Source organism: Pseudomonas sp. ok272, assembly GCF_900109995.1.
Classification (GTDB): domain Bacteria; phylum Pseudomonadota; class Gammaproteobacteria; order Pseudomonadales; family Pseudomonadaceae; genus Aquipseudomonas.
Genome location: NZ_FOCB01000006.1, coordinates 193,063 through 217,837 on the forward strand (window position 1 = coordinate 193,063; position 24,775 = coordinate 217,837).

At 63.3% G+C, this 24,775-nt stretch carries 23 protein-coding genes; 7 read left to right on the forward strand and 16 right to left on the reverse strand.

Annotation, left to right across the window (positions count from 1 at the left end):
• Positions 1–65: 65 nt before the first annotated feature.
• From urtD to cbiE, 14 genes are all read right to left on the reverse strand, one after another.
• A complete protein-coding gene (gene urtD, locus BMW74_RS11645; protein ID WP_093419146.1) occupies positions 66–914 on the reverse strand; it encodes an urea ABC transporter ATP-binding protein UrtD in 849 nt (282 codons plus the stop codon).
• Positions 911–1,990, reverse strand: coding sequence for an urea ABC transporter permease subunit UrtC (gene urtC / locus BMW74_RS11650; protein WP_093419149.1), 1,080 nt, complete (start codon positions 1,988–1,990; stop codon positions 911–913). Before urtC ends, urtD begins: the two co-directional genes overlap by 4 nt.
• Positions 1,990–3,492 (reverse strand): urea ABC transporter permease subunit UrtB, encoded by a 1,503-nt coding sequence (gene urtB, locus BMW74_RS11655; RefSeq protein ID WP_093419153.1) that lies wholly within the window; start codon positions 3,490–3,492, stop codon positions 1,990–1,992. The genes urtC and urtB overlap by 1 nt, the downstream gene beginning before the upstream one ends.
• 155 nt (positions 3,493–3,647) lie before the next feature.
• The gene (gene urtA, locus BMW74_RS11660) at positions 3,648–4,913 is read right to left on the reverse strand and encodes an urea ABC transporter substrate-binding protein (protein WP_093419163.1); all 1,266 of its coding nucleotides are present in this window, start codon (positions 4,911–4,913) and stop codon (positions 3,648–3,650) included.
• Between the two features lie 406 nt (positions 4,914–5,319).
• Positions 5,320–5,742: a hypothetical protein gene (locus BMW74_RS11665; protein WP_093419172.1), complete on the reverse strand. Its 423-nt coding sequence runs from the start codon at positions 5,740–5,742 to the stop codon at positions 5,320–5,322.
• A 224-nt stretch (positions 5,743–5,966) separates the two neighbouring features.
• Positions 5,967–7,349 (reverse strand): PepSY-associated TM helix domain-containing protein, encoded by a 1,383-nt coding sequence (locus BMW74_RS11670; protein WP_093419175.1) that lies wholly within the window; start codon positions 7,347–7,349, stop codon positions 5,967–5,969.
• A 143-nt stretch (positions 7,350–7,492) separates the two neighbouring features.
• Positions 7,493–9,625, reverse strand: coding sequence for a TonB-dependent copper receptor (locus BMW74_RS11675; RefSeq protein ID WP_093419192.1), 2,133 nt, complete (start codon positions 9,623–9,625; stop codon positions 7,493–7,495).
• Positions 9,626–9,717: 92 nt separating this feature from the next.
• Entirely contained in the window at positions 9,718–10,116 is a 399-nt protein-coding gene (locus tag BMW74_RS11680) for a DUF2946 domain-containing protein (protein ID WP_256562559.1), read from the reverse strand.
• A 72-nt stretch (positions 10,117–10,188) separates the two neighbouring features.
• On the reverse strand, positions 10,189–10,668 hold the full coding sequence (locus tag BMW74_RS11685) for a copper chaperone PCu(A)C (protein ID WP_093419195.1): 480 nt from the start codon (positions 10,666–10,668) through the stop codon (positions 10,189–10,191).
• Between the two features lie 47 nt (positions 10,669–10,715).
• Positions 10,716–11,117, reverse strand: a complete 402-nt coding sequence (locus BMW74_RS11690; RefSeq protein ID WP_093419202.1) for a DUF2946 domain-containing protein — start codon at positions 11,115–11,117, stop codon at positions 10,716–10,718.
• Positions 11,118–11,230: 113 nt separating this feature from the next.
• Complete coding sequence (locus BMW74_RS11695) at positions 11,231–11,554, reverse strand: helix-turn-helix domain-containing transcriptional regulator (RefSeq protein ID WP_093419204.1); 324 nt, start codon at positions 11,552–11,554, stop codon at positions 11,231–11,233.
• Between the two features lie 9 nt (positions 11,555–11,563).
• Entirely contained in the window at positions 11,564–11,893 is a 330-nt protein-coding gene (locus BMW74_RS11700; protein WP_093419206.1) for a type II toxin-antitoxin system RelE/ParE family toxin, read from the reverse strand.
• A gap of 56 nt (positions 11,894–11,949) precedes the next feature.
• The gene (locus tag BMW74_RS11705) at positions 11,950–12,675 is read right to left on the reverse strand and encodes a cobalt-precorrin-6A reductase (protein WP_093419209.1); all 726 of its coding nucleotides are present in this window, start codon (positions 12,673–12,675) and stop codon (positions 11,950–11,952) included.
• Positions 12,672–13,889 carry a precorrin-6y C5,15-methyltransferase (decarboxylating) subunit CbiE gene (gene cbiE / locus BMW74_RS11710; protein ID WP_093419212.1) on the reverse strand — a complete coding sequence of 406 codons (1,218 nt, stop codon included), beginning with the start codon at positions 13,887–13,889 and terminating at the stop codon, positions 12,672–12,674. Before cbiE ends, BMW74_RS11705 begins: the two co-directional genes overlap by 4 nt.
• Positions 13,890–14,078: 189 nt before the next feature.
• On the opposite strand from cbiE, the gene cobG reads away from it, so the two are divergent.
• From cobG to BMW74_RS11745, 7 genes are all read left to right on the forward strand, one after another.
• Positions 14,079–15,401, forward strand: a complete 1,323-nt coding sequence (cobG, locus tag BMW74_RS11715; protein WP_371911749.1) for a precorrin-3B synthase — start codon at positions 14,079–14,081, stop codon at positions 15,399–15,401.
• Entirely contained in the window at positions 15,394–16,020 is a 627-nt protein-coding gene (locus BMW74_RS11720; RefSeq protein WP_093419220.1) for a precorrin-8X methylmutase, read from the forward strand. Before cobG ends, BMW74_RS11720 begins: the two co-directional genes overlap by 8 nt.
• On the forward strand, positions 16,020–16,751 hold the full coding sequence (locus BMW74_RS11725) for a precorrin-2 C(20)-methyltransferase (RefSeq protein WP_093419226.1): 732 nt from the start codon (positions 16,020–16,022) through the stop codon (positions 16,749–16,751). The genes BMW74_RS11720 and BMW74_RS11725 overlap by 1 nt, the downstream gene beginning before the upstream one ends.
• Positions 16,751–18,454: a precorrin-3B C(17)-methyltransferase gene (gene cobJ, locus BMW74_RS11730; RefSeq protein ID WP_093419229.1), complete on the forward strand. Its 1,704-nt coding sequence runs from the start codon at positions 16,751–16,753 to the stop codon at positions 18,452–18,454. The genes BMW74_RS11725 and cobJ overlap by 1 nt, the downstream gene beginning before the upstream one ends.
• 228 nt (positions 18,455–18,682) lie before the next feature.
• Positions 18,683–19,468: a hypothetical protein gene (locus BMW74_RS11735; protein ID WP_093419230.1), complete on the forward strand. Its 786-nt coding sequence runs from the start codon at positions 18,683–18,685 to the stop codon at positions 19,466–19,468.
• Between the two features lie 107 nt (positions 19,469–19,575).
• A complete protein-coding gene (locus BMW74_RS11740) occupies positions 19,576–20,391 on the forward strand; it encodes a hypothetical protein (RefSeq protein WP_093419231.1) in 816 nt (271 codons plus the stop codon).
• Positions 20,392–20,494: 103 nt separating this feature from the next.
• Positions 20,495–21,181, forward strand: coding sequence for a hypothetical protein (locus BMW74_RS11745; RefSeq protein WP_093419232.1), 687 nt, complete (start codon positions 20,495–20,497; stop codon positions 21,179–21,181).
• Positions 21,182–21,286: 105 nt separating this feature from the next.
• Here BMW74_RS11745 and BMW74_RS11750 read toward each other — a convergent pair whose 3' ends face one another.
• Entirely contained in the window at positions 21,287–21,883 is a 597-nt protein-coding gene (locus BMW74_RS11750; protein ID WP_093419236.1) for a MarC family protein, read from the reverse strand.
• Positions 21,884–21,944: 61 nt separating this feature from the next.
• Positions 21,945–24,722, reverse strand: a complete 2,778-nt coding sequence (locus tag BMW74_RS11755; protein ID WP_093419239.1) for a hybrid sensor histidine kinase/response regulator — start codon at positions 24,720–24,722, stop codon at positions 21,945–21,947.
• Positions 24,723–24,775: the final 53 nt, after the last annotated feature.

A 24,775-nucleotide genomic window follows, 5' to 3' on the forward strand; every position in this document is an offset into this window, starting at 1 on the left:
GGGGGCGCTGATGCACCGCTTTCGCGAGCAAGCCCGCTCCCACATAAGTGCAATCGCCATTCCACTCAGCGACCGAGATACACCTCGATCACCCGCTCATCCGCCTGCACCTGCTCAAGTGATCCCTCGGCCAGCACGCTGCCCTGGTGCAGCACGGTGACGTGGTCGGCAATCGCGCCGACGAAGCCCATGTCGTGTTCCACCACCATCAGCGAATGCTTGCCCGCCAGGGACGTGAACAGTTCGGCGGTGAACGCGGTCTCGGCGTCGGTCATGCCCGCCACCGGTTCGTCGAGCAGCAGCAATTGCGGGTCCTGCATCAGCAGCATGCCGATCTCCAGGAACTGCTTCTGGCCGTGGGACAACAGGCCCGCCGGGCGGTGCACGGAGGTGCTCAGGCGGATGGTCTCCAGCACCTCGTCGATGCGGTCGCGCTGTTCGCCGCTCAGGCGCGCCCGCAGGCTGGCCCACACCGATTTGTCGGTGTGCTGCGCCAGCTCCAGGTTCTCGAACACGCTCAAGGCTTCGAACACCGTCGGCTTCTGGAACTTGCGGCCGATCCCGGCCTGGGCGATCTGCACCTCGCTCAGGCGGGTCAGGTCCAGGGTCTCGCCGAACCAGGCATTGCCGTGGCTGGGACGGGTCTTGCCGGTGATCACATCCATCAGGGTGGTCTTGCCGGCGCCATTGGGGCCGATGATGCAGCGCAGTTCGCCGACACCGATGTACAGGTTCAGGGCGTTGAGGGCCTTGAAGCCATCGAAGCTGACGCTGATGTCCTCCAGGGTCAGGATCGTGCCATGGCGGGTGTTGAGCCCGGGGCCTGCGACCTGGCCGAGGCCGATGGCCTCGCGGCTGGTGCCTTGGTCTTTGTTCGGTTCGAGCATGAAATCCGCCGTTGCCGTGATTCTCATGATTCACCCCTTTTCTTCAGCAGGCCGATCACGCCCTTGGGCAGGTACAGGGTGACGAGGATGAACAGCGCACCGAGGAAGAACAGCCAGTACTCGGGGAAGGCCACGGTGAACCAGCTCTTCATGCCGTTGACCACGCCGGCCCCCAGCAGCGGGCCGATCAAGGTGCCGCGCCCGCCCAGGGCCACCCACACGGCGGCCTCGATGGAGTTGGTCGGCGACATCTCGCTGGGGTTGATGATCCCCACTTGCGGCACGTACAGCGCCCCGGCCAAGCCGCACAGCACCGCGCTCAGGACCCAGACGAACAGCTTGAAGCCTCGGGGGTCGTAGCCGCAAAACATCAGGCGGTTTTCCGCGTCACGCAGGGCGGTCAGCACCCGGCCGAACTTGCTCCGGGCCAGGCGCCAGCCGATGAACAGGCTGGTCACCAACAGCGCCACGGTGGCGACGAACAACGCGGCGCGGGTGCCGGGCTCGGTGATGCCGAAACCCAGAATGGTGCGGAAGTGGGTGAAGCCATTGTTGCCGCCAAACCCGGTCTCGTTGCGAAAGAACAACAGCATGCCGGCGAAGGTCAGGGCCTGGGTCATGATCGAGAAGTACACGCCCTTGATCCGCGAGCGGAAGGCGAAGAACCCGAACACCAGCGCCAGCAGCCCCGGCGCCAGCACCACCAGGCACATCGCCCAGAGGAAGTGGTCGGTGCCGCGCCAGTACCACGGCAACTCGGACCACGACAGGAAGGTCATGAATGCCGGCAGGTCATCGCCCGAGGCCTGGCGCATCAGGTACATGCCCATGGCGTAGCCGCCGAGGGCGAAGAACAGGCCGTGGCCCAGGGACAGCAGGCCGGCGTAGCCCCAGACCAGGTCCAGGGCGAGGGCGACGATGGCGTAGCAGAGGATTTTGCCCACCAGGGTCAGGGTGTAGGCCGACACGTGCAGCGGGTTGGCGGCGGGCAACAACGACAGCAGCGGCAAGGCCAGCAGCAGGGCCAGGATCACCACGCCCACCGCAGTCGTCACCTTGGGACCGGCCTTTTGCGTGGCCGTCAGCATGAGTGGCTGGTTCATCAGTCGATTACCCGTCCTTTGAGTGCGAAGAGGCCTTGCGGGCGTTTCTGGATGAACACGATGATCAGCGCCAGGATCAGGATTTTGCCCAGCACCGCGCCGATCTGCGGCTCCAGGATCTTGTTGGCGACCCCCAGGCCGAACGCGGCGAACACACTGCCGGCCAGTTGACCGACGCCCCCGAGCACCACCACCAGGAATGAGTCGATGATGTAGCTCTGACCCAGGTCCGGGCCGACGTTGCCGATCTGGCTCAGGGCCACGCCGCCGAGGCCGGCGATGCCCGAGCCCAGGCCAAAGGCGAGCATGTCGACGCGCCCGGTGGGCACGCCGCAGCAGGCGGCCATGGGGCGGTTCTGGGTGACGGCGCGCACGTTCAGGCCCAGGCGGGTCTTGTTCAGCAGCAGCCAGGTGAGGACCACCACACACAGGGCGAAGGCAATGATCACCAGACGGTTGTAGGGCAGCACCAGGTTCGGCAGCACCAGCAGACCTCCGGAGAGCCACGCCGGGTTGGCCACTTCGACGTTCTGCGCGCCGAACACCAGGCGCACCAATTGGATCAGCATCAGGCTGATGCCCCAGGTGGCCAGCAGGGTTTCCAGCGGCCGGCCGTAGAGGTGACGAATCACCGTGCGCTCCAGGGCCATGCCGATGCCGGCGGTGACGAAGAAGGCCACCGGCAGGGCGAGCAGCGGGTAGAACTCGATGGCCGTGGGCGCGAAGCGCTGGAACAGCAACTGCACTACGTAGGTGCAATAGGCCCCGAGCATCAGCATTTCGCCGTGGGCCATGTTGATCACCCCCAACAGGCCGAAGGTGATGGCCAGCCCCAGGGCGGCCAGCAGCAGGATCGAGCCCAGGGACAGGCCGCTGAAGGCCTGGCCGAGCCACTCGCCCAGCAACAGCTTGCGCTTGACCTGGGCCAGGCTGGTTTGCGCGGCGGTGAGCACCCCGGCATCGCTTTCCACGCCGGGCGCCAGCAGGCCTTCCAGGCGGGGGCGGGCCGACGGCTCGCCGGTCTCACCGAGCAGACGCACGGCGGCCAGGCGTACCGCCGGGTCGCGGTCCACCAGTTGCAGGTTGGCCAGGGCCAGGCTCAGGGCCGCGTGCACACTGGGGTCAGCTTCGTTGGCCAGGCGCTGGCCGAGGAACGTCAGTTGGCTCGGCGTGGCGCTTTTTAGCAGGTGCTGCGCCGCGGCCAAGCGTAACCTGGCGTCGGCGGCCAGCAGTTGATGGCTGGCCTGCGCGGTGTCGATCAAGCCGCGCAGGCGATTGTTCAGGCGCAGGGTCTTGGGCTGGCCATCGACGCTCAACTGCCCTTGCTGTAAGGCGTTGATCAGTTCGACGCGCGCCGGCTCGGGCTGTGCGGCCCAGGCTTGCAGCAGGCTGGCCTGTTGCGCCGGGGTGGCGGCGAGGAAGTCTTCGCTGTCGCCGGCCAGGGCGGCCAATGGCAGCAGCAGGGCTAGGGTGACAAGCATGCGGTAGAGGGCAGTGGGCATAGAGAGTCGCCTTGACGCGGACAGTGTGGGAGCGGGCTTGCTCGCGAATGCGGTAGGTCAGTCACATTGACGTTGAATGGGCCGCCGCCTTCGCGAGCGGGCTCGCTCCCACAGGGATCGGTGTTAGGTCCGAGCCGGTGCCCGGACCCCATGGCTCAGTTGCTCTTCACCGCATACTCGGGCTTCTTGTCGTTGCCCGGGATGTACGGGCTCCACGGCTGGGCGCGGATCGGGCCTTCGGTCTGCCACACCACATTGAACTGACCGTCGCCCTGGATCTCGCCGATCATCACGGGCTTGTGCAGGTGGTGGTTGGTCTTGTCCATGGTCAGGGTGTAGCCCGACGGCGCGGCGAAGGTCTGCCCGGCCAGGGCTGCGCGGACGTTGTCGACGTCGGTGGACTGGGCTTTCTCGGCGGCCTGCGCCCACAGGTGGATGCCGACATAGGTGGCTTCCATCGGGTCGTTGGTCACCGCCTTGTCGGCGCCCGGCAGGTTGTGTTGCTGGGCGTAGGCTTTCCAGTCGGCGACGAACTTCTGGTTGACCGGGTTCTCCACCGATTGGAAGTAGTTCCACGCCGCCAGGTTGCCCACCAGCGGCTGGGTGTCGATGCCGCGCAGCTCTTCTTCGCCGACCGAGAACGCCATCACGGGTACGTCGGTGGCTTTCAGGTCCTGGTTGGCCAGTTCCTTGTAGAACGGCACGTTGGAGTCGCCATTGACCGTGGAGATGACGGCGGTCTTGCCACCGGCCGAGAACTTCTTGATGTTGGCGACGATGGTTTGATAGTCGCTATGGCCGAACGGGGTGTAGACCTCTTCGATGTCCTTGTCGGCCACGCCCTTGGCGTGCAGGAACGAACGCAGGATCTTGTTGGTGGTGCGCGGGTAGACGTAGTCAGTGCCCAGCAGGAAGAAGCGCTTGGCGCTGCCGCCTTCCTCGCTCATCAAGTATTCCACGGCCGGGATCGCTTGCTGGTTCGGCGCGGCGCCGGTGTAGAAGACGTTGGGTGACAGTTCTTCACCCTCGTATTGCACCGGGTAGAACAGCAGGCCATTGAGCTCTTCGAACACCGGCAGCACCGACTTGCGCGACACCGAGGTCCAGCAGCCAAACACCACCGCGACCTTGTCCTGGGTCAGCAACTGTCGGCTCTTTTCCGCGAACAGCGGCCAGTTCGACGCCGGGTCCACCACCACCGCCTCCAGTTGCTTGCCGTTGACCCCGCCCTTGGCGTTGATCTCATCGATGGTCATCAGCGCGATGTCTTTGAGCGAGGTCTCGGAGATCGCCATGGTCCCGGACAGGGAATGCAGGATGCCGACCTTGATGGTCTCGGCGGCCTGGGCAGTCCAGGTCATGCCCATCGCGGCAACGCCTGCCGTGAGTGTGAAAGCCTTGATCAAGCTGCGACGCTTCATTGTGCGATCTCCATGAACATTAGAATTTTTTTGGGTAGGCAGATGCGGACGACTGAAGGGGCTTTAGCAAGGGTTGTGCCCGGTTGGGCAAACGGCGGGAAATATCAGGCCAGGGCGGCTGCGCCCGGGGAGGGCGCACCATGAGGGGACGTATCGGGGGCGTGGGTGCGGGCGGGTGCTTCAGATTAGGGCGTGGGGCGAGTCATGAGCCAAGACCCCAACACGGTGGGGCTTGCCCGCAAAGAAGCCGGAACATTCAACATCAATGTTGACTGTGCTGACGCCATCGCGAGCAAGCCCGCTCCCACAGAGCCCTGGGTTGAGTCCGTAGGAGCGAGGCATCCGGGCCTGACACCGGAGGTGTGTTTGCCGTGGACCCGAGTGGGGTTAGATGGGCACTGCTGGATCAATCCTTAATGCAGTGCTCCATGCCATGACCGCCGCCTTCATATTCAGGGCCGTAATAGTATTTGCTGAAGGACACTTTGCCTTCGGGTGTTGAACTGATCTTCGCAATGCCCACGCCATAGTCCTTGTATGCCGGATCGGTATGGGCGAAGTAGACCGCCAGGGACTTCAAGTGTTCGGCGGCGAACCCGTTATAGAGTGAGCTGTCGGCCAGGGTCAGGGTAAAACCGTAAGCGCCATATTCTCCGGTACTTTGTTCAGGAACCAGTTTCATATCAACCGTGCCCTTGTACTCGCCGATATGGCTGTCCATCCCAGTGCAGGTATAGCGGCCGCTGTAGTCCTGGCCGGTAAACGGCGGCTGGAGGGCCCAGGCGGGCGCCGAAATAAACGCGAGGGACGCGATGAGTTTCTTCAGCATAGTGACCTCTGTTGTTTTTGTAGGAAGTGCATTGAATAGTGTGTAGGAGATAAAACTACTTACTGTTTCCAAATGGAACTAAGTGCTCTATTCGGGGCGTGGGCAGTATGGGTTTTATAGGTCGGACTATTCAGCGCTAACTTAAAACAAAACTTTTCAAGGTGCCGTCGATATCAAGCGTGGCAGCGGCCGGTATAGCGCTCACTGCCTTTTGCTTAGTTGTTTCAGGATGCAGCGGACGCGGATTTGGCCCGTCGAGCCAGGCGCGACAGCAGCCATCGGTCCAGCAACCCGACCACGATCAACGACGCGCCGACCAAGGGGAATACGACGGCCAGGGCCAGCATGATCACCACCCCGGCTTTCCAGGTGGGCAGGTCATGGCGCAGCGGCGGGATGCCGAACGTGCCCTGGGGGCGACGCTTGAACCAGATCACCACGCCACTGACGGCGCTGAACAGGATCATCAGGCAGATCAGCAGCACGATGATCTGGTTGACGGTGCCGAACATCTTGCCTTCGTGGAGCATCACCCCCACTTCGGTGGCGCGGGCAACGTTGCCGTACTGCTCCCAGCGCACGTCGGCCAGGACCTTGCCGCTGTACTGATCGACATGCAGCGTGGCGTCGTTGCGGGGATCATCGGCGAACACGGCGACGGTGAACACGCCGCTGGCGGTGGTCGGGAACGTGATGCTGTAGCCGCGCTCGACGTTGCCTCGCTGGGCGATGTCTTGCACCGCTTGCAGGCGGATGGCCGGTGCTGCCGGCGCCGTGCTGGCGGGGGTGTGGCCCCGGTGTTCGGCGTGGTCGCCCGACATCGGCAGCGGGGTGTTTTCCAGCGCCCACGGCACGGTCTGGCGGGTGGCGGTGTTGAGGCTGCGGGCCGACTGATCGGAGAGCGGCACGTCGGTCCACATCGCGACCGGGAACTGGTTCCAGACGGCGGCGTATTGCTTGCCCCAGAACCCGGTCCAGGTCATGCCGCTGAGCAACATCACCAGCAACAGTGCGGCGCCCCAGAACCCGGTGACGGTATGCAGGTCGCGCCACAGCGCCCGCCCGCGGGTGTGCCAGCGGGGCCAGAGAATGCCGGCACCGCCCTTGCCGCGCGGCCACCACAGGTACACGCCCGACACCACCAGGACGATGCCCCAGCCGGCGGCCAACTCGATCAGGCGATCACCGAGGGTGCCGATCATCAACTCGCCGTGCAGGGCACGGGCGATGGCTTGCAGGTTGTCCTTGGCATCCTGCTCGCCGAGGACGTCGCCCTGGTACGGGTCGATGAACACGTTGAGCTCGCGTCCGCCATCGCTCAGCACAAACTGCGCGCTGCGCTCGGCACTCACCGCAGGCAAGTATTGGCTGACCTTGCCGTTGGGGTAGGCGTGTTCGACCCGGCGCAGCAGGGTGTCGGCATCGAGGGTGTGATGACCGGGTTGCACGTTCAGCAAGCTGCCGTACATCAGCGGGTCGAGCTGTGGCTTGAACAGGTAAATGATCCCGGTCAGGGCCAGCATCACCATGAACGGGGCGACGAACAGCCCGGCGTAGAAATGCCAGCGCCAGGCCAGGTTGTAGAAGTTCGGTGTGGGGTGTTTCATCAGGTGCTCCGCAGGGCATGGATCGGTGTTGTGGAAGCCCTTGTGGGAGCGAGCCTGCTCGCGAAAGCGCTGTATCCATCAACAGGGATGTTGAATGTGATGACCGCTTCGCGAGCAGGCTCGCTCCCACAGGACGGTGCTCGTTAGAAGCTCATGTCGACCTTGGTCCAGAACGTACGCCCCGGCTCGTTGATCGCTTGCGGGTCATTGGCCGGGTAGCCGAACCCAGCGTTGCCGGCCAGGTTCAGGTGCTCGGCGTAGGCCTTGGCGAACAGGTTGTCGACGCCGCTGCTGACCTTCCAATGCTTGTCGATGCGATACGCGCCATTGAGGGAGAACACGCCGAAGCCCGGGCTCTTGTCGTAGTCCTTGCCGACCACGTTGCCCTTGTTCGGGTCGATGCGGTTTTGCGCCGCGACCACTCGCCACAAGGCGCCGGTGCTCCAGTTGTCCTGGCTGTAGGTCAAGCCCAGGCGCGCATCCAGCGGCGGCATTTGCGGCAGCGCGCTGTCGTGGGTGGTGTCCTTGCCCCAGGCATAGGCCAGTGTCGCGTCGGCCTTCCACTGGGCGCTCAGGTTGTAGGCCGCCCCCAGTTCGCCGCCCATGATCCGCGCGTTGATGTTTTCCGCGCGCGAGGTGCTCATGCCCATCCTCGTCGGGGTGTAGTCGAAGAGGATGTAGTCGTGGATTTCACCGACGTAGGCCGAAACCCAGGCTTCGAGGTCGCGGGTCTTGTATTGCAGGCCGACGTCGAGCTGGGTGGTTTTCTCCGGCTTGATCGCGTCGAAGGTGTTGAGCGAACCGGCCGGGCCGGACTTGGGCGAGAACAGCTCCCAGTAATCGGGGAAGCGTTCGGCATGGCCCAGGCCCGCGTACAGGGTGGCCGGGCTGTCGGCCAGGTCGTGCTCGTAGCGCAGGAAGCCGCTGGGCAGGGTGTCGACGCGGGTGTCGTCGGCAGTCGGATTGGGTCTGCTCATCATCCCGTTGCCGAGGGTCTGCCGATAATCCTTGGCCGCGGCGCGGTCCAGGCGGGCCCCGCTGATCAGGCGATCCCGGTCGGCGGCGTACCAGGTCAGTTCGCCGAACACGCCGTAGTTGTGGAAGTCGGCGTCCTGGGTGCGCGGTACATCCTTGTAGGTGTCCACGCCCATGGCGCTGCGCTGGCGATGTTCGTTGGTCTGCGCGTCGAGGCCGCTGATCAGTTGCAGGTCGACCCAGCGCCAGGTGGCCTTGACCCGGGCGCCGAGGGTGCGACGGTCGACGTTGGAGGCCATGGGACCGGCCATCATCCCGGTGCCCGACGGCGTGCGCAGGGTGTAGTTGTCCATCACATGATCGGCGTAGTTGTAGTAGACCTGGGCTTCGAGTTTCTCCAGCACGTCGCTGAGGTTCGACTGCTCGAAACGCAGGCCCAGGCTTTCACGCAGGAACTGCGAACCGTCCATGCCGCGTCCGGCGTAGCGGGCTTGCCCATCGCCTTTGCCCGCCGTCAGTTCGAGCAGGGTGTCGGGGGTGGGGGTCCAGCCGAGGGCGACATCGCCGTTCCATTTGTCATAGCGCGACGGCACGGTGTCGTAGTTGCCGTCGCGGTAGTCATCGGCGTGGGCGGTGTTGCCAATCACCCGCACGTAGCCTCGGGGGCCACCGGCTGCGGCGTCCACGACCTTGTCGAAACGACCGTTGGAGCCCCCCAGGACGCTGGCGTTCACCCGGGCGCCAAGTTCACCGAAGTGCTCGGGCTCGCGATCGAACAACACCGTGCCGGCCGAGGCGCCGGGGCCCCAGAGCACGGTTTGCGGGCCCTTGATCACGGTCAGCGTGTCGTAGGTCTCGGGCGAGATGTAGGAGGTTGGCGCGTCCATCCGACCGGGGCAGGCGCCGAGCAGCATGCTGCCATTGGTGAGGATGTTCAGCCGCGAACCGAACATGCCGCGCAGCACCGGGTCACCGTTGGTGCCGCCGTTGCGCACCAGGGCAAAGCCGGGAATGGTCTTCAAGTAGTCGCCCCCGTCGCTGGCCGGCACCGGTTGGCGCGGGTCCTTGGGGTTGGTGACGATGGTCAGCGGCGAACTCGGGGCGATGGCGGTGATCACCGTCGGGCTCAGTTCCTGGGTGTGCTGGCCAGGGTCGGCCGAGGAATCGTCCCCATAGGCCAGCGGTGCAAGCAGGGCGCCGCACAGTACGGCGCTGGCGTGCTTGAGGCGAACGCGCAGTGCGCTCGGGGCAAAGGATGCCTGAGCAGCGCTCAGGCGAGTGTCAGCAGAAAACCTGGACATAAAGGTTCCATCAGTCAGTCGTCAACACACGGCCAGCAGCCTGTGGCTGTCGTTCTCAACAGTCGGCCGTGTCAGTGGGGTGGAGGGGGTGTTTACGCGACGATGGGTGGGGCGCGGGAGCGGGCGCCGGGGAAGACGGTTTGCCGGGCGTGGCCCAGGTGGGGGGAGGCGCCGATGAAAGGCTGCCCGGGCGGTGTGGCGAAGGTCGCCAGGGACAGGCCGCCGGGCAGTGCCGGGCAACTGAAGAGCAGGCTGCAGTAGCCGCACTTTTCCCAGAGGGCATGGTGATCGGTCTGGGGTGGGCAGTGTTCGGCGGCCGGCGCGTCATGTCCGGCATGGGCGCTGGCCGGCATGCCCATGTCCAGGCTCATCGACAGGGTCGCGGACAGGGGCGCGCGCTGACCCATCGGCATCGACTGAGAGATCAGTGGACCGATAAAGATCATCAGCATGGCGAACAGGCTGACCCAACTGCCGCGGGCGACCGTCAATGAGGTCCTGCGCGCAACTGGGCGCTTGACGCCGGGTGAGCGCGGGGCGTTCACGGGTGTTTCAGGGCCGGCTTAGTGAGCGTGCTGGGGCGCTTCGCTGGCGCTGGGGGCTTGCTTTTGCACGGCCACCTCAACGGTCACATTGCCGGCTTTCTCGAAGTGCAGGGTCAGCGGGAACCGCTGGCCGTCGCGTAGCAGGCTGCGGTCTTTGAGCTCCAGCAGCATCACGTGATAGGCCATCGGTGCGAAGGTGAGCTCGCCGCCGGCGGGGACCTCGACGCTGGCGACCTGTTGCATCTTCATCAGGTCGCCTTGCATCACGTGTTCGTGCAGTTGGGCAATGCCAGCGATGGGGGATGTCACGCTGAGCAGGCGGTCGTCGGCCTGGCCGGCGTTGTGGATCACGAAGTACGCGGCCACGGTGGGGGCATTGGGAGGCAGTTCCTGGGACCACGGATGGGCGATTTGCAGCTCGCCGACGCTGTATTCGTGGGCAGTGGCAAAGCAGGCAGGCAACAGCAGCGCGGCCAGGACGATGAGGTGCTTCAACATGGCAATTCTCCGGAGTGATTGAAAGCGCAGTTCAGGTGCGAATCGAATCAGGCCAGGGGAGAAGCGCGAGGATTGAGGCTGGGCCATAGCTGGCGCGGCGTGGGGCTGGCGAGGCTGGGGGGCAGCAGGCTTTGCTGGCGTTGGAGGTGGGCCACGTACAACTGCGGCACATGCGCGGGCAAGGCCACCAAGGGCGCGGAGCCCGAGCAGCACCAGCAATGCTGCATGGTGGAATGATCATCGTTCGAGGGGGCGTTCTGCTCAAGCTTACCCAGGGAAATCGCCACCATCTTGGTGCCACTGGACGTACAGAAACTGCCCCACAACACCTGCTCGCCCGACGCCGAACTGGCCGCCTGGGCCATCGCACCGGACAACGGCATGGCGAGCATATTGAACAGCACTGCGAAGCAGGCGATCCAGGCCAATGCGAGCCGTTGTCGGGACATGGGACATATCCGGTGGGGTGGATGATCAGGTGGGGTATTTAGCCTGATCGGGTGGGAGAAGTAAAAAGACGGCGTGCGGTGTGGTGTCGCACGCAGCCCAAACCGTTCTGTTGTCAGTGCGCAGGTACGGCATGCACCTGTATATCCACACCGAGCGTGGTTCGTATCACTGCAAATATAGCCGCCAGGTTATCCATGCTCGGGTTGCCCTTGGCGGACAGCATTCGATGCAGGCTCTTGCTGGGTTTTGATGTTTCCTTGGCCAGCTCCTCGAAGCCGACGGTGGCGTTGATCAAGTCGCGAAGAATGATGCGAGCCATCTCCGGTTCTCCATTGAGGAACAGCGTAGCAGCTTCATCCAACAAACCTTGGGCAAACTCAGGGTCGCGCTGAGCGCGCTCGGCAATCGTATGCTTGTAGCTTCGAGTGAGAGCCATTGCCTTACCTTATATTCCTTTCAGCCTTTTCCTGGCGCGAAATTCGGCCAAGAGTATTTTTGCCTGTTTGATGTCCCTCTTCTGAGTGGACTTGTTGCCGCCCCCAAACAGAATGATCAGGCGCTTACCTTCCTGCACCAGGTAGATTCTGTAGCCCGGTCCCCAGTTGATGCGGTACTCACCAAGGCCGTCAAACCATTTGATGTTGGATGTGTTTCCCATCTCCAGCCGCATCAGTGCGCTGGACACCTTCACGGCCGCCTGTGTGTCCAGGGTGTTGAACCAGCGTGCGAATGGACGTGTGTCGTTGTCCTGAAGGTATTCTTCGAGTGAGATCACGGACGGCCCTGAAGGTAACAAATAGGTTACTTATCATGCAAGCCAGTGATCCTGCCTCAAGAAAGGAAGGTTGCCAATGCTTCAAGTGTTTCGTTGAGCGTCTGTAACGCCCGTCCAACCCCCGGCAACACCGGCCGCTTGAGAATCAACACCGGCAGCCCGCGTTCACGGGCCACTTCAAGCTTGGGTTCGGTCGCGCTGCTGCCGCTGTTCTTGCTGATCAGGACGTCGATCCGGCGCCGTTCGAACAGGGCGCGTTCGGCGTCGAGGTGGAACGGTCCGCGGGCGCCGATCACTTCGCAGCGCGCGTTGCCGGGGTAAACGTCCAGGGCGCGCAGGGTCCAGAACTGTTCGGGGGGAATTTCGTCCAGGTGTTGCAGTGGTTCGCGGCCCAGGGTGAACAGCGGGCGCTGGAACGCGCGCAAGGCCTGGATCAATTCAGCCCAGTCGCTGACTTCGCGCCAGTCATCCCCGGCTTGGGGCTGCCAGGCCGGGCGGCGCAGTGCCCAGCACGGAATGGCGCAGCGGTCGGCGGCGATGACGGCGTTGTGGCTGATTTGCGCAGCGTAGGGGTGAGTGGCGTCGAGCAGCAGGTCGATGCCTTGTTCCTGGATGAACTGGGCCAGGCCCTCGGCGCCGCCATAGCCGCCGACGCGCACTTGGCAGCTCAAGTCGCTGGGCACCCGGCCCACGCCCGCCAGGCTGTAGATGTGCTGCGGGCCCAGGGTGCGGGCGATCGCCAGGGCTTCGGTGACGCCGCCCAGTAGCAGCAGGCGTTTCATGGTGCGGCGTCCAGTGGCTTGACCACGTCCAGTAAGGTGATCGGCAGCGCCTGGCGCCAGGTGTCGAAGTCGCCCAACGGCTGCGCCTGGGCAATGTGAATCCGCGTCAGCTCGCCGCCGTGTGTTTCGCGCCAGGCCATCAGGGTCGTTTCGCTTTGCAGGGTGACGGCGTTGGCCACCAGCCGGCCGCCCGGCTTGAGCGCGGTCCAGCAGGCGTCCAGCACGCCCTCGCGGGTGACGCCGCCGCCGATGAAGATGGCATCGGGTCGTTCCAGCCCGGCCAAGGCCAGGGGCGCGCTGCCGCGGATCAATTGCAGGCCGGGGACGCCGAGGGTATCGCGGTTGTGTTCGATCAATCGTTGGCGCCCGTCATCGGCCTCGATGGCCAGCGTGCGGCAACTGGGGTGGGCGCGCATCCACTCGATGCCAATCGAGCCGGAGCCGGCACCGACGTCCCACAGCAGTTCGCCGGGCACCGGGGCCAGGCGGGCGAGGGTGATGGCGCGCACGTCGCGCTTGGTCAATTGGCCGTCGTGCTGGAACGCCGAGTCGGGCAAGCCGGCCAGGCGTGACAGGCGCGGCGCGTTGGGTTCGGCGAGGCACTCGATGGCGATCAGGTTCAAGTCCGCCACCGGAGGATCACACCAGTCGCCGGCATGCCCGTCGACCCGGCGCTCGGCGTCGCCGCCCAGGTGTTCCAGCACGCTGATGCGGCTTGGCCCGAAACCCCGTTCGCGCAGCAAGGCGGCGATCATGGCCGGGCTATGACGGTCGTTGCTCAGCACCAGCAGGCGCACGCCGCTGAACAGCTGGGCGTTGAGGGCGGCGACTGGGCGCGCCACCACGGACAGCGTGACCACGTCCTGCAGCGGCCAGCCCATGCGAGCGGCGGCCAGGGAGCAGGAGGAGGGCGCGGGAATGATCGACATTTCTGCACTCGGCACCTGGCGTGCCAGGCTGGCGCCGACGCCGAACAGCATCGGATCGCCGCTGGCCAGGACGCACACCGGCGTGCCGCGGTGCGCCAGCACGGGTTCCAGGGAAAACGGGCTGGGCCAGCGCTGGCGCTCGCCACGGATGCAGGCGGGCAGCAAGTCCAGTTGCCGTTGGCCACCGACAATCCGGGTGGCGCCCAGCAATGCACGTCGAGCCTGTTTGCCCAGGCCCTTGAAGCCGTCTTCGCCGAGGCCGACGACCGTTAGCCAGGATTCCATGCTGCCTCTCTGTTCGATTGCCATCCCAGTTCTCTCGCGGGCCGCTGTCGGCCAAGGCGCGCATGATAGCGTGCCGTGGGAATTGAGTAGCACGCCTGTCGGATTGATTCGCCTGGCAACGCAGGCTTTTCATGCGCTGCGGCAAAGCAGGCATAATACCGGCCTTTCGCCCAGCCATCGGTCGCGCCTGTGAACCCACCCTTGCCATCCCCTGCCTTACGCCCCTCGGCTTGCCCGGGGTTGCTGCGTATTGTCCAGGCGGCCGACGGTGGCATCTGCCGGATCAAATTGAACGGTGGCTCGATCAGCGCGGCGCAGGCGGTGGCGGTTGCGGACGCGGCTCAACGGTTTGCCGGTGGCGTGATCGAGGCGACCAACCGCGCCAACCTGCAAATTCGTGGTATCCGCGGTGAGCATCGCCCGTTGATCGAAAGCCTGCTGGCGGCGGGATTGGGCCCGCGTTCGGCGGCCGGCGACGATGTGCGCAACCTGATGCTCAGCCCGGCGGCCGGGGTCGACCGGCAAATGCGCGTGGACACCCGTCCGCTCGCGGCACGCTTGCTCGCCACCCTTGAAGGGGAGGCGCGCTTGCATGACCTGTCGGCCAAGTTCGCCGTGCAACTGGATGGCGGCGAGGCGCTGGCGATGCTTGAGCATCCCCATGACCTGTGGTTGAGCGCGTTTGAGTGTGACGGTCAGTGGCGGTGGGCGTTCGGCCTGGCGGGTTGTCCAACCGATCATCCGGCTGCTGCCGTGCCGCTGGAGCACGGCCATGCCCTGGTGGTGGCGGTGCTGGAGCTGTTTCTGGAACTGGCACGGCCGGAGCAGACGCGCATGCGTCACGTGCTGGCCGAGCGCTCATTGAGTTCGCTGCTGGCGGCCCTGGCCGAGCGGGTGCCGTTGCACGGCGTCGAGCATTGGCAGCGCAGCCCGGCACCGTCGGGGCTGCACATCGGCTGTTATCCACAGCGCCAGGACGGCCTGGTCCATGTGGGGGCGGTTCCGCCGCTGGGGCGTCTGAAGGCGTCGATGCTCCTGGGCGCGGCGCGCCTGAGCGAGGACTATGGCGACGCCAGCCTGCGCCTGACCCCGTGGCAAAGCCTGCTGTTGCCGAACATCGCCCAAGCAGAGGCCCCGGCCCTCAGCCAACGGCTGCACGATCTGGGCTTTATCCTCAGCACCGATCAAGCCCTGGCCCATGTGGTGGCGTGCACCGGGTCCGCGGGGTGTGCCAAGGGGTTGGCGGACACCAAGGGTGATGGGCAACGCCTGGCCGCGTGGCTGCAAGTGCACGGCGGGCCATGCCAGGTTCATTTGTCCGGCTGCTTGCGTTCCTGTGCGGCGGCACACACCGCACCCGTGACCTTGCTGGCGGTCAGTCCAGGTCACTACGACGTCTATTTTCGCGATGCAGGCCATGCCGGTTTCGGTGCCCTGCGAGCACGCAATCTCACTATTGATGCGGTTGGCGCACTGCTTGACGCCCACCCACGGAGCCCCCTTGATGCTTGATTACATCCGCGACGGTCAGGAGATCTATCGCAACTCCTTCGCGATCATTCGCGCCGAGGCGAACCTGTCCCGGATCCCGGCTGACCTGGAGAAACTCGCGGTGCGGGTGATCCACGCCTGCGGCATGGTCGAGGCCATCGATGGCCTGCAGTTTTCCGCCGGTGCCGGCCAGGCCGGACGCGAGGCGCTGGCGGGCGGTGCGCCGATCCTGTGCGATGCGCGCATGGTCAGCGAAGGCGTGACCCGCGCGCGCCTGCCGGCCAACAACCAGGTGATCTGCACCCTGCGTGATGACAGCGTGCCGCAGTTGGCCCGTGAGTTGGGCAACACCCGTTCCGCCGCCGCGCTGGAACTGTGGCGCCCGCACCTGGAAGGCAGCGTGGTGGTGATTGGCAACGCCCCGACGGCCTTGTTCTACCTGTTGGAAATGCTTGATGCAGGGGCCCCGAAGCCGGCGCTGATCCTCGGTTTCCCGGTCGGCTTTGTCGGCGCCGCCGAATCCAAGGCCGCGCTCGCGGCCAACAGCCGTGGCGTGCCGTTCGTCATCATGCAAGGCCGGCTGGGCGGTAGCGCCATGGCCGCCGCCGCCGTCAACGCCCTCGCTATGGAGATTGAATGATGCAGCAACCTGGACGCTTGATTGGCCTGGGCGTGGGCCCCGGTGACCCGGAACTGATTACCGTCAAGGCCCTGCGCCTGCTGCGCGAATCGCCGGTGGTCGCGTACTTCGTGGCCAAGGGTAAAAAGGGCAATGCCTTCGGCATCATCGAAGCGCATCTGCAAACCGCGCAAACCTTGTTGCCGCTGGTGTACCCGGTGACCACCGAAGCCCTGGCGCCGCCGTTGTCTTATGAGCAAGTGATCAGCGACTTCTACGACACGGCCGCCGAGCAGTTGGCCGAACACCTGGACGCGGGCCGTGACGTGGCGGTGATCTGCGAAGGCGACCCGTTCTTCTACGGCTCCTACATGTACCTGCATGATCGCCTTGCCGAGCGTTATGAGGCCCAGGTCGTGCCGGGCGTGTGCTCGATGCTGGGCGGCGCTTCGGTGCTGGGTGCGCCGTTGGTGTATCGCAACCAGAGTCTGTCGGTGTTGTCCGGTGTGCTGCCCCACGAAGAACTCAAGCGACGCCTGGCCGATGCCGACGCGGCGGTGATCATGAAGCTGGGGCGCAACTTTCCCAAGGTACGCCAGGTGCTCGAAGAACTTGGCCTGGCCGAGCGAGCGCTGTACGTCGAGCGCGCGACCATGGCCAATCAGAAGATTGTGCCGCTGGATCAGGTCGAGCCGATGTCGTCGCCCTACTTCTCGTTGATCATCGTCCCGGGCGAAAGGTGGCAAGGCTGATGACTCGTCCCGTTCCGGCGATTGTCATTCTTGGCAATGGCAGCCTTGCGACTGCGCAACAGATCCAGCGCCGTTATCCCGGTGCCCTGATTCACGGCCTGGCAGGGCGGGTGGACGGCGCGGACCGTACTTACCCTGAGTTCGGTGCGACGCTGCGTACGCTCTATCAGCAGGACACGCCGATCATCGCGCTGTGCGCGGCGGGCATCATCATCCGCACCCTGGCGCCGTTGCTACTGGAAAAGGGCGCCGAGCCGCCGGTGCTGGCCGTGGCCGAAGATGGCAGTGCGGTGGTGCCGTTGCTCGGTGGGCTGGGCGGGGTCAATGGGCTGGCCCGGGAGATTGCCGAGGCCCTGGGCATTCATGCCGCGATCACCACCAGCGGCGAGTTGCGGTTTGGCACCTGTCTGCTCAATCCACCCAGCGGCTATGCCCTGGGGGATCTGGAACTGGGCAAGCGCTTCGTCTCGGACCTGTTGGCCGGCGAGCCCGTGCGGATCGAAGGCGATGCGCCGTGGCTGGCCCAGGCGCAGTTGCCGCAGGATGGCCACGCGCGCCTGGCGATCCATATCGGCAGTGACGTGCGTGAGCCGGCGGCCCATGAACTGTTGATCTATCCGAAGAACGTGGTGGTGGCGGTGAGCGCCGAGGTGGCGGACCTGGCCACGGCCATCGGCCAGGCCCTGCAGCGGGCGAACATCGCCGTGCAGTCGCTGGCGTGCCTGTTGGCCAGCGCGCAGCAGATGGCCAGCCCCGCGTTGCACGAGGCCGCGCACGCCTTGGGCGTACCGTTGCGGTTTGCGCCGGGTGCCGGTGAGGTCGGTGAGTGGGCGCGTGCTGCACTGGGGTCGTCAGTGAGCGTCCAGGTGGATAACGGGCTCGCCATTGCGCAGGCCCAGCAGCCCGTCGATCTACAGCGGATCGGCCGTCCACGGGGTCGCCTGGCCGTCATCGGCCTGGGCCCTGGCGCCGCCGAGTTGATGGTGCCTGCGGTCAAGGCCGAGTTGGTCCGGGCCAACGACGTACTGGGGTACGAAACCTACGTGCGCATGGCCGGCCCCTTCCGCGCCGATCAGGTGCTGCACAACACCGACAACCGCGAAGAGATGCAGCGCGCGCGTCACGCCTTTGAGCTGGCGGCCACGGGGCGCTCGGTGGTGGTGGTGTCGTCGGGGGACCCGGGGGTGTTCGCGATGGCGGCGGCGGTGCTTGAGGCACTGCATGAGTCCAGCGACCCGGCGTGGCACAGCGTCGACCTGGAGATCCTGCCGGGGGTCTCGGCCTCGCTGGCGACCGCCGCCCAGGCCGGTGCGCCACTGGGGCATGACTTTTGTGTGCTGTCGCTGTCGGACAACCTCAAACCCTGGACGATCATCGAGAAGCGCCTGGACCTGGCGTCTCAGGCGGACCTGGCCTTGGCGTTCTACAACCCGATCTCCCGTTCGCGGCCGTGGCAGTTGGGCCAGGCGCTGGCGATTGTCCGTCGCCACCGCATGCCGGAGACACCGGTGGTGCTCGGGCGTGATGTCGGACGTCCAGGCCAGACCCTACGCGTGACAACGCTTGGGCAATTGACCCCGGAGCAGGTGGACATGCGCACCATGGTGTTGATTGGTTCTTCAACCACCTGTGTGTTCCCGCGTGCCGATGGGCGTAGTTGGGTCTATACCCCGCGGTGGTATGGAACCAAGCCCGCGACGTGAATAAACAACGGCCTCGATTGAGGCCGTTTTTTATGGGGAAGATCAAACGCCCCGGCACCCGTCATGGCAGGGTGTGAGAGTTGTTTACTAAATAACACACACTTTGTGTTTGTGCGATGTTCCTCATTAGTTAATGTCAAGTTTGTCTGCGCGCGTGAGGGCCTGGAAGTTATTCAGGCGGGCGGCGGAAAGATCATTTAATTCTGATGGATTATAAAAGGATTGGACATGACCTATGACATGCGGATAGTCCCTTCTGTTAAAGAACGGCTTGAGTTTTTAGACGCGATTAAGTTGCCCGCGACGGGGGCGAACAGTCAGCCAGTAGAGCGGGCTGCCAGCGTTCAGGCGTTTTTAACGGATGACCGTGCAGCCGGTGCGGTTTTACTCGGCGGGACGCTCTTGAGTTACATGGAGGGGCTGACGCGGGCTGAAAAGAAAGAAATAAAAAACAGTGTCAGAATCGCTCAGTTGATGAGCGACAGTTATAAGGATGAACGTCGCGATTTAGCGAGTTGGGTGGACCTGTACTGCAAGGCGTTGAATCATGTGGGTTGGTATACGGATCGTCAGCCGGGTGAGAAACGCTATACGGACTTCTCCAGCAATATTTCTCAGAAGATGCTCGATACTGTCGCGGTGCTGGGCGGTGAACCGATGCTGGACAATAGTCTGGCGGCATTTACAGCGCTGAAAAAAAACCGCTCCGGGTTGCTCGAATACGCCAAGGCGAGCCTGTGGGGTAAAGCGTTTCAAACCATACCGGCGGGGCGCGACAGTCAAGGTCGGATTACCCTGGTGTTTAATCATGCGCGATTAGAGGCCCAGCAGGACGTCGATGACTTCCTGTTCTTTCAATGGCGCGCAGGGTCCGCGGTGCTTCGACACAACTACCTGAGTTTTAATCTGGATCGAGACGCCTATGCGAAAACCAGGGAAAAAATAGAAGGCATTCTTGACGATGATGATATGAATGAAATCGACTTGCGCCTTGAGTTGTTGAGTCGGCCGTAGTGGAGGTTGTGTTTTGTATTGGTTTGGTTGTTGAAGTGCGTAGGTGGGTTGACTAGTTTGTCACTGAGCCGGAGTTGGCTCTTGAATCAATATAAGGAAATTAAACGATGACTCATGAATTTGTTACGCGAATGAATGAACGTGAAAGCATGGCCTTCATTAATGAGCGCTTTGATGAAAGCATGGCCGTATTGCGCCAACCGATTTCGGCGTATAGCAGCTCGAGTTCGGCCGGTATTCCCGATACAGACACGCTGAATGCGGCCGTTCTGAATTCGACGATGGTCGCGTTTCCTGAAGGCATGAAGCGTCGTCACAAGAGAATTATCAAGCGTACCTTCCTGTTTGCCGACTTGACTGCCCAGATTAAGTATCCGCATCCAAAAGACGCGGCGCTTCGGCTGGATTATATGCTCAAGGGATTGAACGCCATGGGCTGGGCTCACTTAAGCAAGCCGACAATTAGTGAAGCGTCGAGTAGCACGAGCGTGACCATGTCCAATGTCGTTCTGGATATTATCGGGGCGGCCATTGGCGGTGTAGGCGGTACGGTGGGGGCCGCGATGAAGTTGGGTGCGGATGCGGCGATCAAAGGTTTGAAGGAGAATAAGGAAGCCCTGAAGCTGTATGAGAAAAATGGCAAGAAAGCCGATGGCTCCAACTTCGGCGTCATGAGTGCGGCGGAAAGCAAGGATGATGATGTTTATCTGGTAGTGGGCGCGGTTCATTACACGATGGCGTCCGGCAATGCGCATTATGCATTCTTCGAACACACCACCTCTTCCTTCAGCATGGTCAAAGGACATGGGGTGTTTACCATGTTTGCCGAAGAAGATTTCACCCCGAGGAAAGAAGCCAAGGCTGATGAGTTTTATGCCACGGTGCACGCCGCCCTGGAACTAGAGTTCGGTATCCGAAGCTGATCAGTTTTATGCGGCGGTTGAGGCCGCTCGGGAACTAGAGTTCGGTATCTGATTTTGCTGTGGGCCAGGTGCTGGGCACCTGGCCCACTGAAGGAGTGACGTTATGACCCATCTGGGCTATGTGAACGCAGGCAGTGTGTTGGCGTGTGCGACATCCTTACCGACCTTGAGTCGCGAAGACATCCTGTCATCGGTGGTCTACGCACAGATGTCCTCGAGTACGAAATACTCGGCGCTCAAGGATTTCAGTGAGTGGAACGAGCGTTACGCTCAAGTATTGCGCTTCTGTCTATATGACTTTTCAATCAGGCTGGGCGATAAGGAATCGTCTTCATCCTCGAGTCAATATGTAAGCATTGGCGGCCTCGCCAACGCTAAGTTGTCATCGTTGTTGTCGCCTGCGGAAATGGCAATGTTGGAGTCTTTACTGCGCCAGGCCTCGGCGCTGGGCGCTGAGAGCCCGGCCTTGAAAATACTGACTCGCCATTCAGTCGAGTTGGCGCAGGCAACCCTTGATGGAGAAATGCCGGTTAATCGCATCAGGGTCCACATCGGCATTGTCAGCGAACCCGCAACATTGAAGATGGTGACAATCAACCTGGCAACCTGCGACGCGATTGAGTCCAACTTCTTCAATCAGGAATTCGCGCTGGGCAATATCAGGGGTGGGGTCTCCACGCAATATTTTGTTGCTCGGCTGGATGAGGACTATGCCGAGTTTAAAAGAGAAACGGTGCTCAGGATCCTTGAAGGTCGGGGGGATGGAGAAATCGCCAGGCTTCCTGAGTGATCAGTGCTTCAACCTCGGCGCGGGACAGAAAGCCAGCGGCTGATCAGGCTGAAGCAACGCTTATCCGTTCATGCTGGCCATGGCGGTCGTCGCCCTACGGATCGCTCAGGGCACCAGGTACCCCTTGATCCCGGTAAAGATGATTTGCGCTGCCAGCGCACACACAAACAAGCCCATCAGCCGGCTGACGATCTGCAAGCCCTGTTCGCCGAGAATCCGTTCGATGCGGTTGGACAGGTACAGCACCACGCCGACCGTGAGACTGGCCAGGGCAATCCCAAGGATGGCGGTGAGTTTATCGTCCCAATGTGGCTGGCTGACACCCATGACCAGCAGGGCGCCGATGGTGCCGGGGCCGACGGTCAGCGGGATCGTCAGGGGGACGATGGTCACGTCCTGTTGCACGTTGTCGCTCTGCACCGCCGACTTGCCTTGGGCCATGCCCAGGGCGGAGATGAACAGCACGCTGCCGGCGCCAATGCGGAAGGCGTCCACGGTGATGCCAAACACGCTGAAGATGACCCGGCCAAACAGGTACAGCAGGACGCTGGAAATGAGCGTCGCGAGGGCGACGTTCCAGGCCAGGCGCCGACGTTCCTTGTTGGAATAGCCACGGGTCAGGCTGATGAAGCAGGACAAGACGAAGAACGGGCTGTAGAGCACCAACATCTTCAGGTAAACGCTGAACAACACGTGGAGCATGGCGCGGGCTCGCTGGCGATGGAAGTCGACCTGGAGTCTATCAGGGGTTGCCCTTGTCAGCTCAGGAAGGTTGGCGCGTTGTCCGGTTGAGCTTATCTCGCTCCGCGACCCAGTGCTCGACCAGCTCGCGCAGTTGCGACAGCTCGACCGGCTTGGCCATGTGTCCGTCCATGCCGGCCTGGCGCGCGCGGTCCTTGTGTTCGGCGAGGATGTGCGCGGTCAGGGCGACAATCGGGGTGCGGGTGCGTTGGTTGCCGACTTCCCAGGCGCGCAATTGTTGTGTGGCCGAGAACCCATCGAGGACCGGCATCTCGCAATCCATCAGCACCAGGTCGTAGCGCTGGGCTTTCATCGCTTTCAGGGCTTCCTCGCCATTGCTGGCGGTGTCCGGCTGCAGGTTGAGCTTGCCCAGCATGCCGCGGATTACCTTGGTCGAAATGCTGTTGTCCTCGGCCACCAGGATACGGAAATCACTGGGCACCTTGACGGCGGGAGGCACGTTGGCGGGCGGCGAGTGGCTGTTGGCCTGGCCTTTGTTGCGCTGGTTCAACTCATCCGCCAGGGTGGTCTTGAGGGTGTAGCCGGCCACGGGCTTGGCGAGGATGCGCTTGATCCCGGCATTACGGGCAATCACCTTGCTCGGTGCGTTGCTGATCCCGGTGAGCATGATCAGCAGGATGTCATGGTTCAGGCTTGGGTCTTCCTTGATCTTCGCCGCCAGTTGCATGCCGGTCATGCCGGGCATGTTCTGGTCGAGCAAGACCACGTCGAAGTAATCGCGCAGGTGGGCCTTGGTGCGCAGCAGGGCCAGGGCCTCCTTGCCGGACGGCACGGCACTGACGTTCAGGCCCCAGGCGCTGCATTGCTGCACCAGCACCTTGCGACAGGTGTCGTTATCGTCCACCACCAACACCCGGGCACCCTGCAGCGGGCTTTCGAGGTCGGAGGTCGGGTGCTCCAGGCGCTCCGGATCGAGGGGTAGCGTCAGCCACAAGGTGTTGCCCTGGTGGGTGCCTTGCTTGATGCCGAACTCGCCGTGCATCAACAGCACCAGTTGACGGGCAATCACCAGCCCCAGGTTGCCGCCCAGGCGGGTGGCAGACAAGAAGTTCTTGCTGTGCAACTCGGCGTGCATCAAGGCCTCGCGCTCTTGCGCGTTCATCGGTTGGCCACTGTCCTGAACGGAAATGCGCAGGCGCGGCTTGCTGCTGCGCTCATCCAGGGCGGCGACGATCAGGATCTCGCCTTCCATGGTTTTCTTCATGGCGTTTTCCAGCAGGCTCAGCAAGGTCTGGCGCAGGCGCGTGGGGTCGCCGCTGATGACGCGCGGCACCTGGGGCTGGATGAAACTGATGAGTTCGACATTCTGTTGCTCGGCCTTGGCGCGGAAGATGCTCAGGCAGTCCTCGACCAGTGCGTTGAGGTCGAACTGCACATCGTCCAGTTCGATCTGGCCGGACTCGAGCTTGGAGATGTCGAGGATTTCGTTGATCAGCGTGAGCAGTTCGTTACCCGCGCTGTGGATGGTTTGTACGTAGTCGCGCTGCTTGACCGATAGCGGGGTGCCCAGCAGCAGTTCGGTCATACCCAGCACGCCATTCATTGGGGTGCGGATTTCATGGCTGATCTTGGCCAGGAACTCGGCCTTGGCATTGATTTCGGCATTGCTGGTGGCGAGGTCGCGGCTGATGCTGAAGCGCTCTTCGGTGAGGGCGCGCTGGCGCTCGCTCAAGGCGACGCCCATCAACAGGCCGCACAGGCAGATGAACGCCAGCAAGGTCATGATCAGCACGTGCGGCGCGACCAGGGTCAGGCCCAGCAGGGCGGGCAGGATGATGAGCGTGCCAAGGTTGAACACCACCATTGCCAGCGCAAACAGGCGCGCCGGGCGGTAACCCTTTTGCCAATGGTAGGTGCCGACGAACAGCATGCTCAGGCCAGCCAGTGCCACCAGGGCGTAGGTCATGAGGTTCAGGGGCAGGGTGTCGACGAACAGTAGCAACAGGCTGCACAGGATGATCAGCAGGATCTCGCCCAGCAACAGTTTATTCAGGGGGTGCGGGCCCAGCGGATCGAAGAACCGGTAGGCGAACATCAGGCCGCACGGTGCCGTCATTAGCAGCGCCAGGTAGGCGCCAGGCGTTCGCAGTGCGTACCAGCCCGGCAACCAATCATTCGCCAGGTTCAGCAGCAGGGCCATGCCCAGTAGCAGCAACCCTTCGCAGGCTGCCAGCCAGAGGCAGCTTCGCGAACGGTAGTAGGCGTAGCGTGTGAGGTTGTGCAGGATCAGCACCACGATAAAGCCGAACAGCAGGCCGTAGATCAGGGTCTGGTTTTGATTGGCCGCCGCCATGACGGCTGATTGCAGGGTGATGTAGGGGCGCAGTTGGTGTTCGGAAACCAGTCGTAGATAGACGTCGAGCGGTTTGTCGATTTGGGGCAGCGCCAGCATGTAGTCGCTGCTGGGCAGTGGTCGTTCGGCGCGCGATTGGCCGTTGCCACTGCTGGTTTGCTCGACCAGCGTATCGCCGTCCAGCACATAGAGGTTCAGTTGCAGCAGGTCGGGGGCGAAGATGCGCAGCAGTTGTTCGTGTTGGCCCGGGTTGAGCCGAAAGCGCAGCCATAGCGCACCGCCTGGGTCGGCCGCGGTGATCTGGTCGGGTTCGATCGGGCTGAATTGATTGTTGTAGCGGGCCGAGCGAAGGTCGCTCAGTTGAAGGGTACCTGTTTCGTCGAGCAATACGGACCACGCGCTGCCTTGCACGGCCTGGGCCGGGAGCATGCAGAGCAGGGTCAGCAGAGTGACAGTGAGGCTTACGGCAATCCTGAGCCAGCGCACGGCGAAATCCCTTCGTAGGTTGGTGCCAGATGGTAACTATGCGCGGCACCGCA

Excerpts from the sequence above, each read along its gene's own strand:
- cbiE (WP_093419212.1), bottom strand. The coding sequence starts at position 13,889 with ATGGAATCCTGGCTAACGGTCGTCGGCCTCGGCGAAGACGGCTTCAAG.
- cobJ (WP_093419229.1), top strand. The coding sequence starts at position 16,751 with ATGACTCGTCCCGTTCCGGCGATTGTCATTCTTGGCAATGGCAGCCTT.
- BMW74_RS11740 (WP_093419231.1), top strand. The coding sequence starts at position 19,576 with ATGACTCATGAATTTGTTACGCGAATGAATGAACGTGAAAGCATGGCC.
- BMW74_RS11695 (WP_093419204.1), bottom strand. The coding sequence starts at position 11,554 with ATGGCTCTCACTCGAAGCTACAAGCATACGATTGCCGAGCGCGCTCAG.
- BMW74_RS11745 (WP_093419232.1), top strand. The coding sequence starts at position 20,495 with ATGACCCATCTGGGCTATGTGAACGCAGGCAGTGTGTTGGCGTGTGCG.
- BMW74_RS11720 (WP_093419220.1), top strand. The coding sequence starts at position 15,394 with ATGCTTGATTACATCCGCGACGGTCAGGAGATCTATCGCAACTCCTTC.
- BMW74_RS11690 (WP_093419202.1), bottom strand. The coding sequence starts at position 11,117 with ATGTCCCGACAACGGCTCGCATTGGCCTGGATCGCCTGCTTCGCAGTG.
- urtC (WP_093419149.1), bottom strand. The coding sequence starts at position 1,990 with ATGAACCAGCCACTCATGCTGACGGCCACGCAAAAGGCCGGTCCCAAG.
- BMW74_RS11685 (WP_093419195.1), bottom strand. The coding sequence starts at position 10,668 with ATGTTGAAGCACCTCATCGTCCTGGCCGCGCTGCTGTTGCCTGCCTGC.
- BMW74_RS11665 (WP_093419172.1), bottom strand. The coding sequence starts at position 5,742 with ATGCTGAAGAAACTCATCGCGTCCCTCGCGTTTATTTCGGCGCCCGCC.
- BMW74_RS11750 (WP_093419236.1), bottom strand. The coding sequence starts at position 21,883 with ATGCTCCACGTGTTGTTCAGCGTTTACCTGAAGATGTTGGTGCTCTAC.
- urtD (WP_093419146.1), bottom strand. The coding sequence starts at position 914 with ATGAGAATCACGGCAACGGCGGATTTCATGCTCGAACCGAACAAAGAC.
- BMW74_RS11670 (WP_093419175.1), bottom strand. The coding sequence starts at position 7,349 with ATGAAACACCCCACACCGAACTTCTACAACCTGGCCTGGCGCTGGCAT.
- BMW74_RS11705 (WP_093419209.1), bottom strand. The coding sequence starts at position 12,675 with ATGAAACGCCTGCTGCTACTGGGCGGCGTCACCGAAGCCCTGGCGATC.
- urtB (WP_093419153.1), bottom strand. The coding sequence starts at position 3,492 with ATGCCCACTGCCCTCTACCGCATGCTTGTCACCCTAGCCCTGCTGCTG.
- BMW74_RS11735 (WP_093419230.1), top strand. The coding sequence starts at position 18,683 with ATGACCTATGACATGCGGATAGTCCCTTCTGTTAAAGAACGGCTTGAG.
- BMW74_RS11725 (WP_093419226.1), top strand. The coding sequence starts at position 16,020 with ATGCAGCAACCTGGACGCTTGATTGGCCTGGGCGTGGGCCCCGGTGAC.
- urtA (WP_093419163.1), bottom strand. The coding sequence starts at position 4,913 with ATGAAGCGTCGCAGCTTGATCAAGGCTTTCACACTCACGGCAGGCGTT.
- BMW74_RS11675 (WP_093419192.1), bottom strand. The coding sequence starts at position 9,625 with ATGTCCAGGTTTTCTGCTGACACTCGCCTGAGCGCTGCTCAGGCATCC.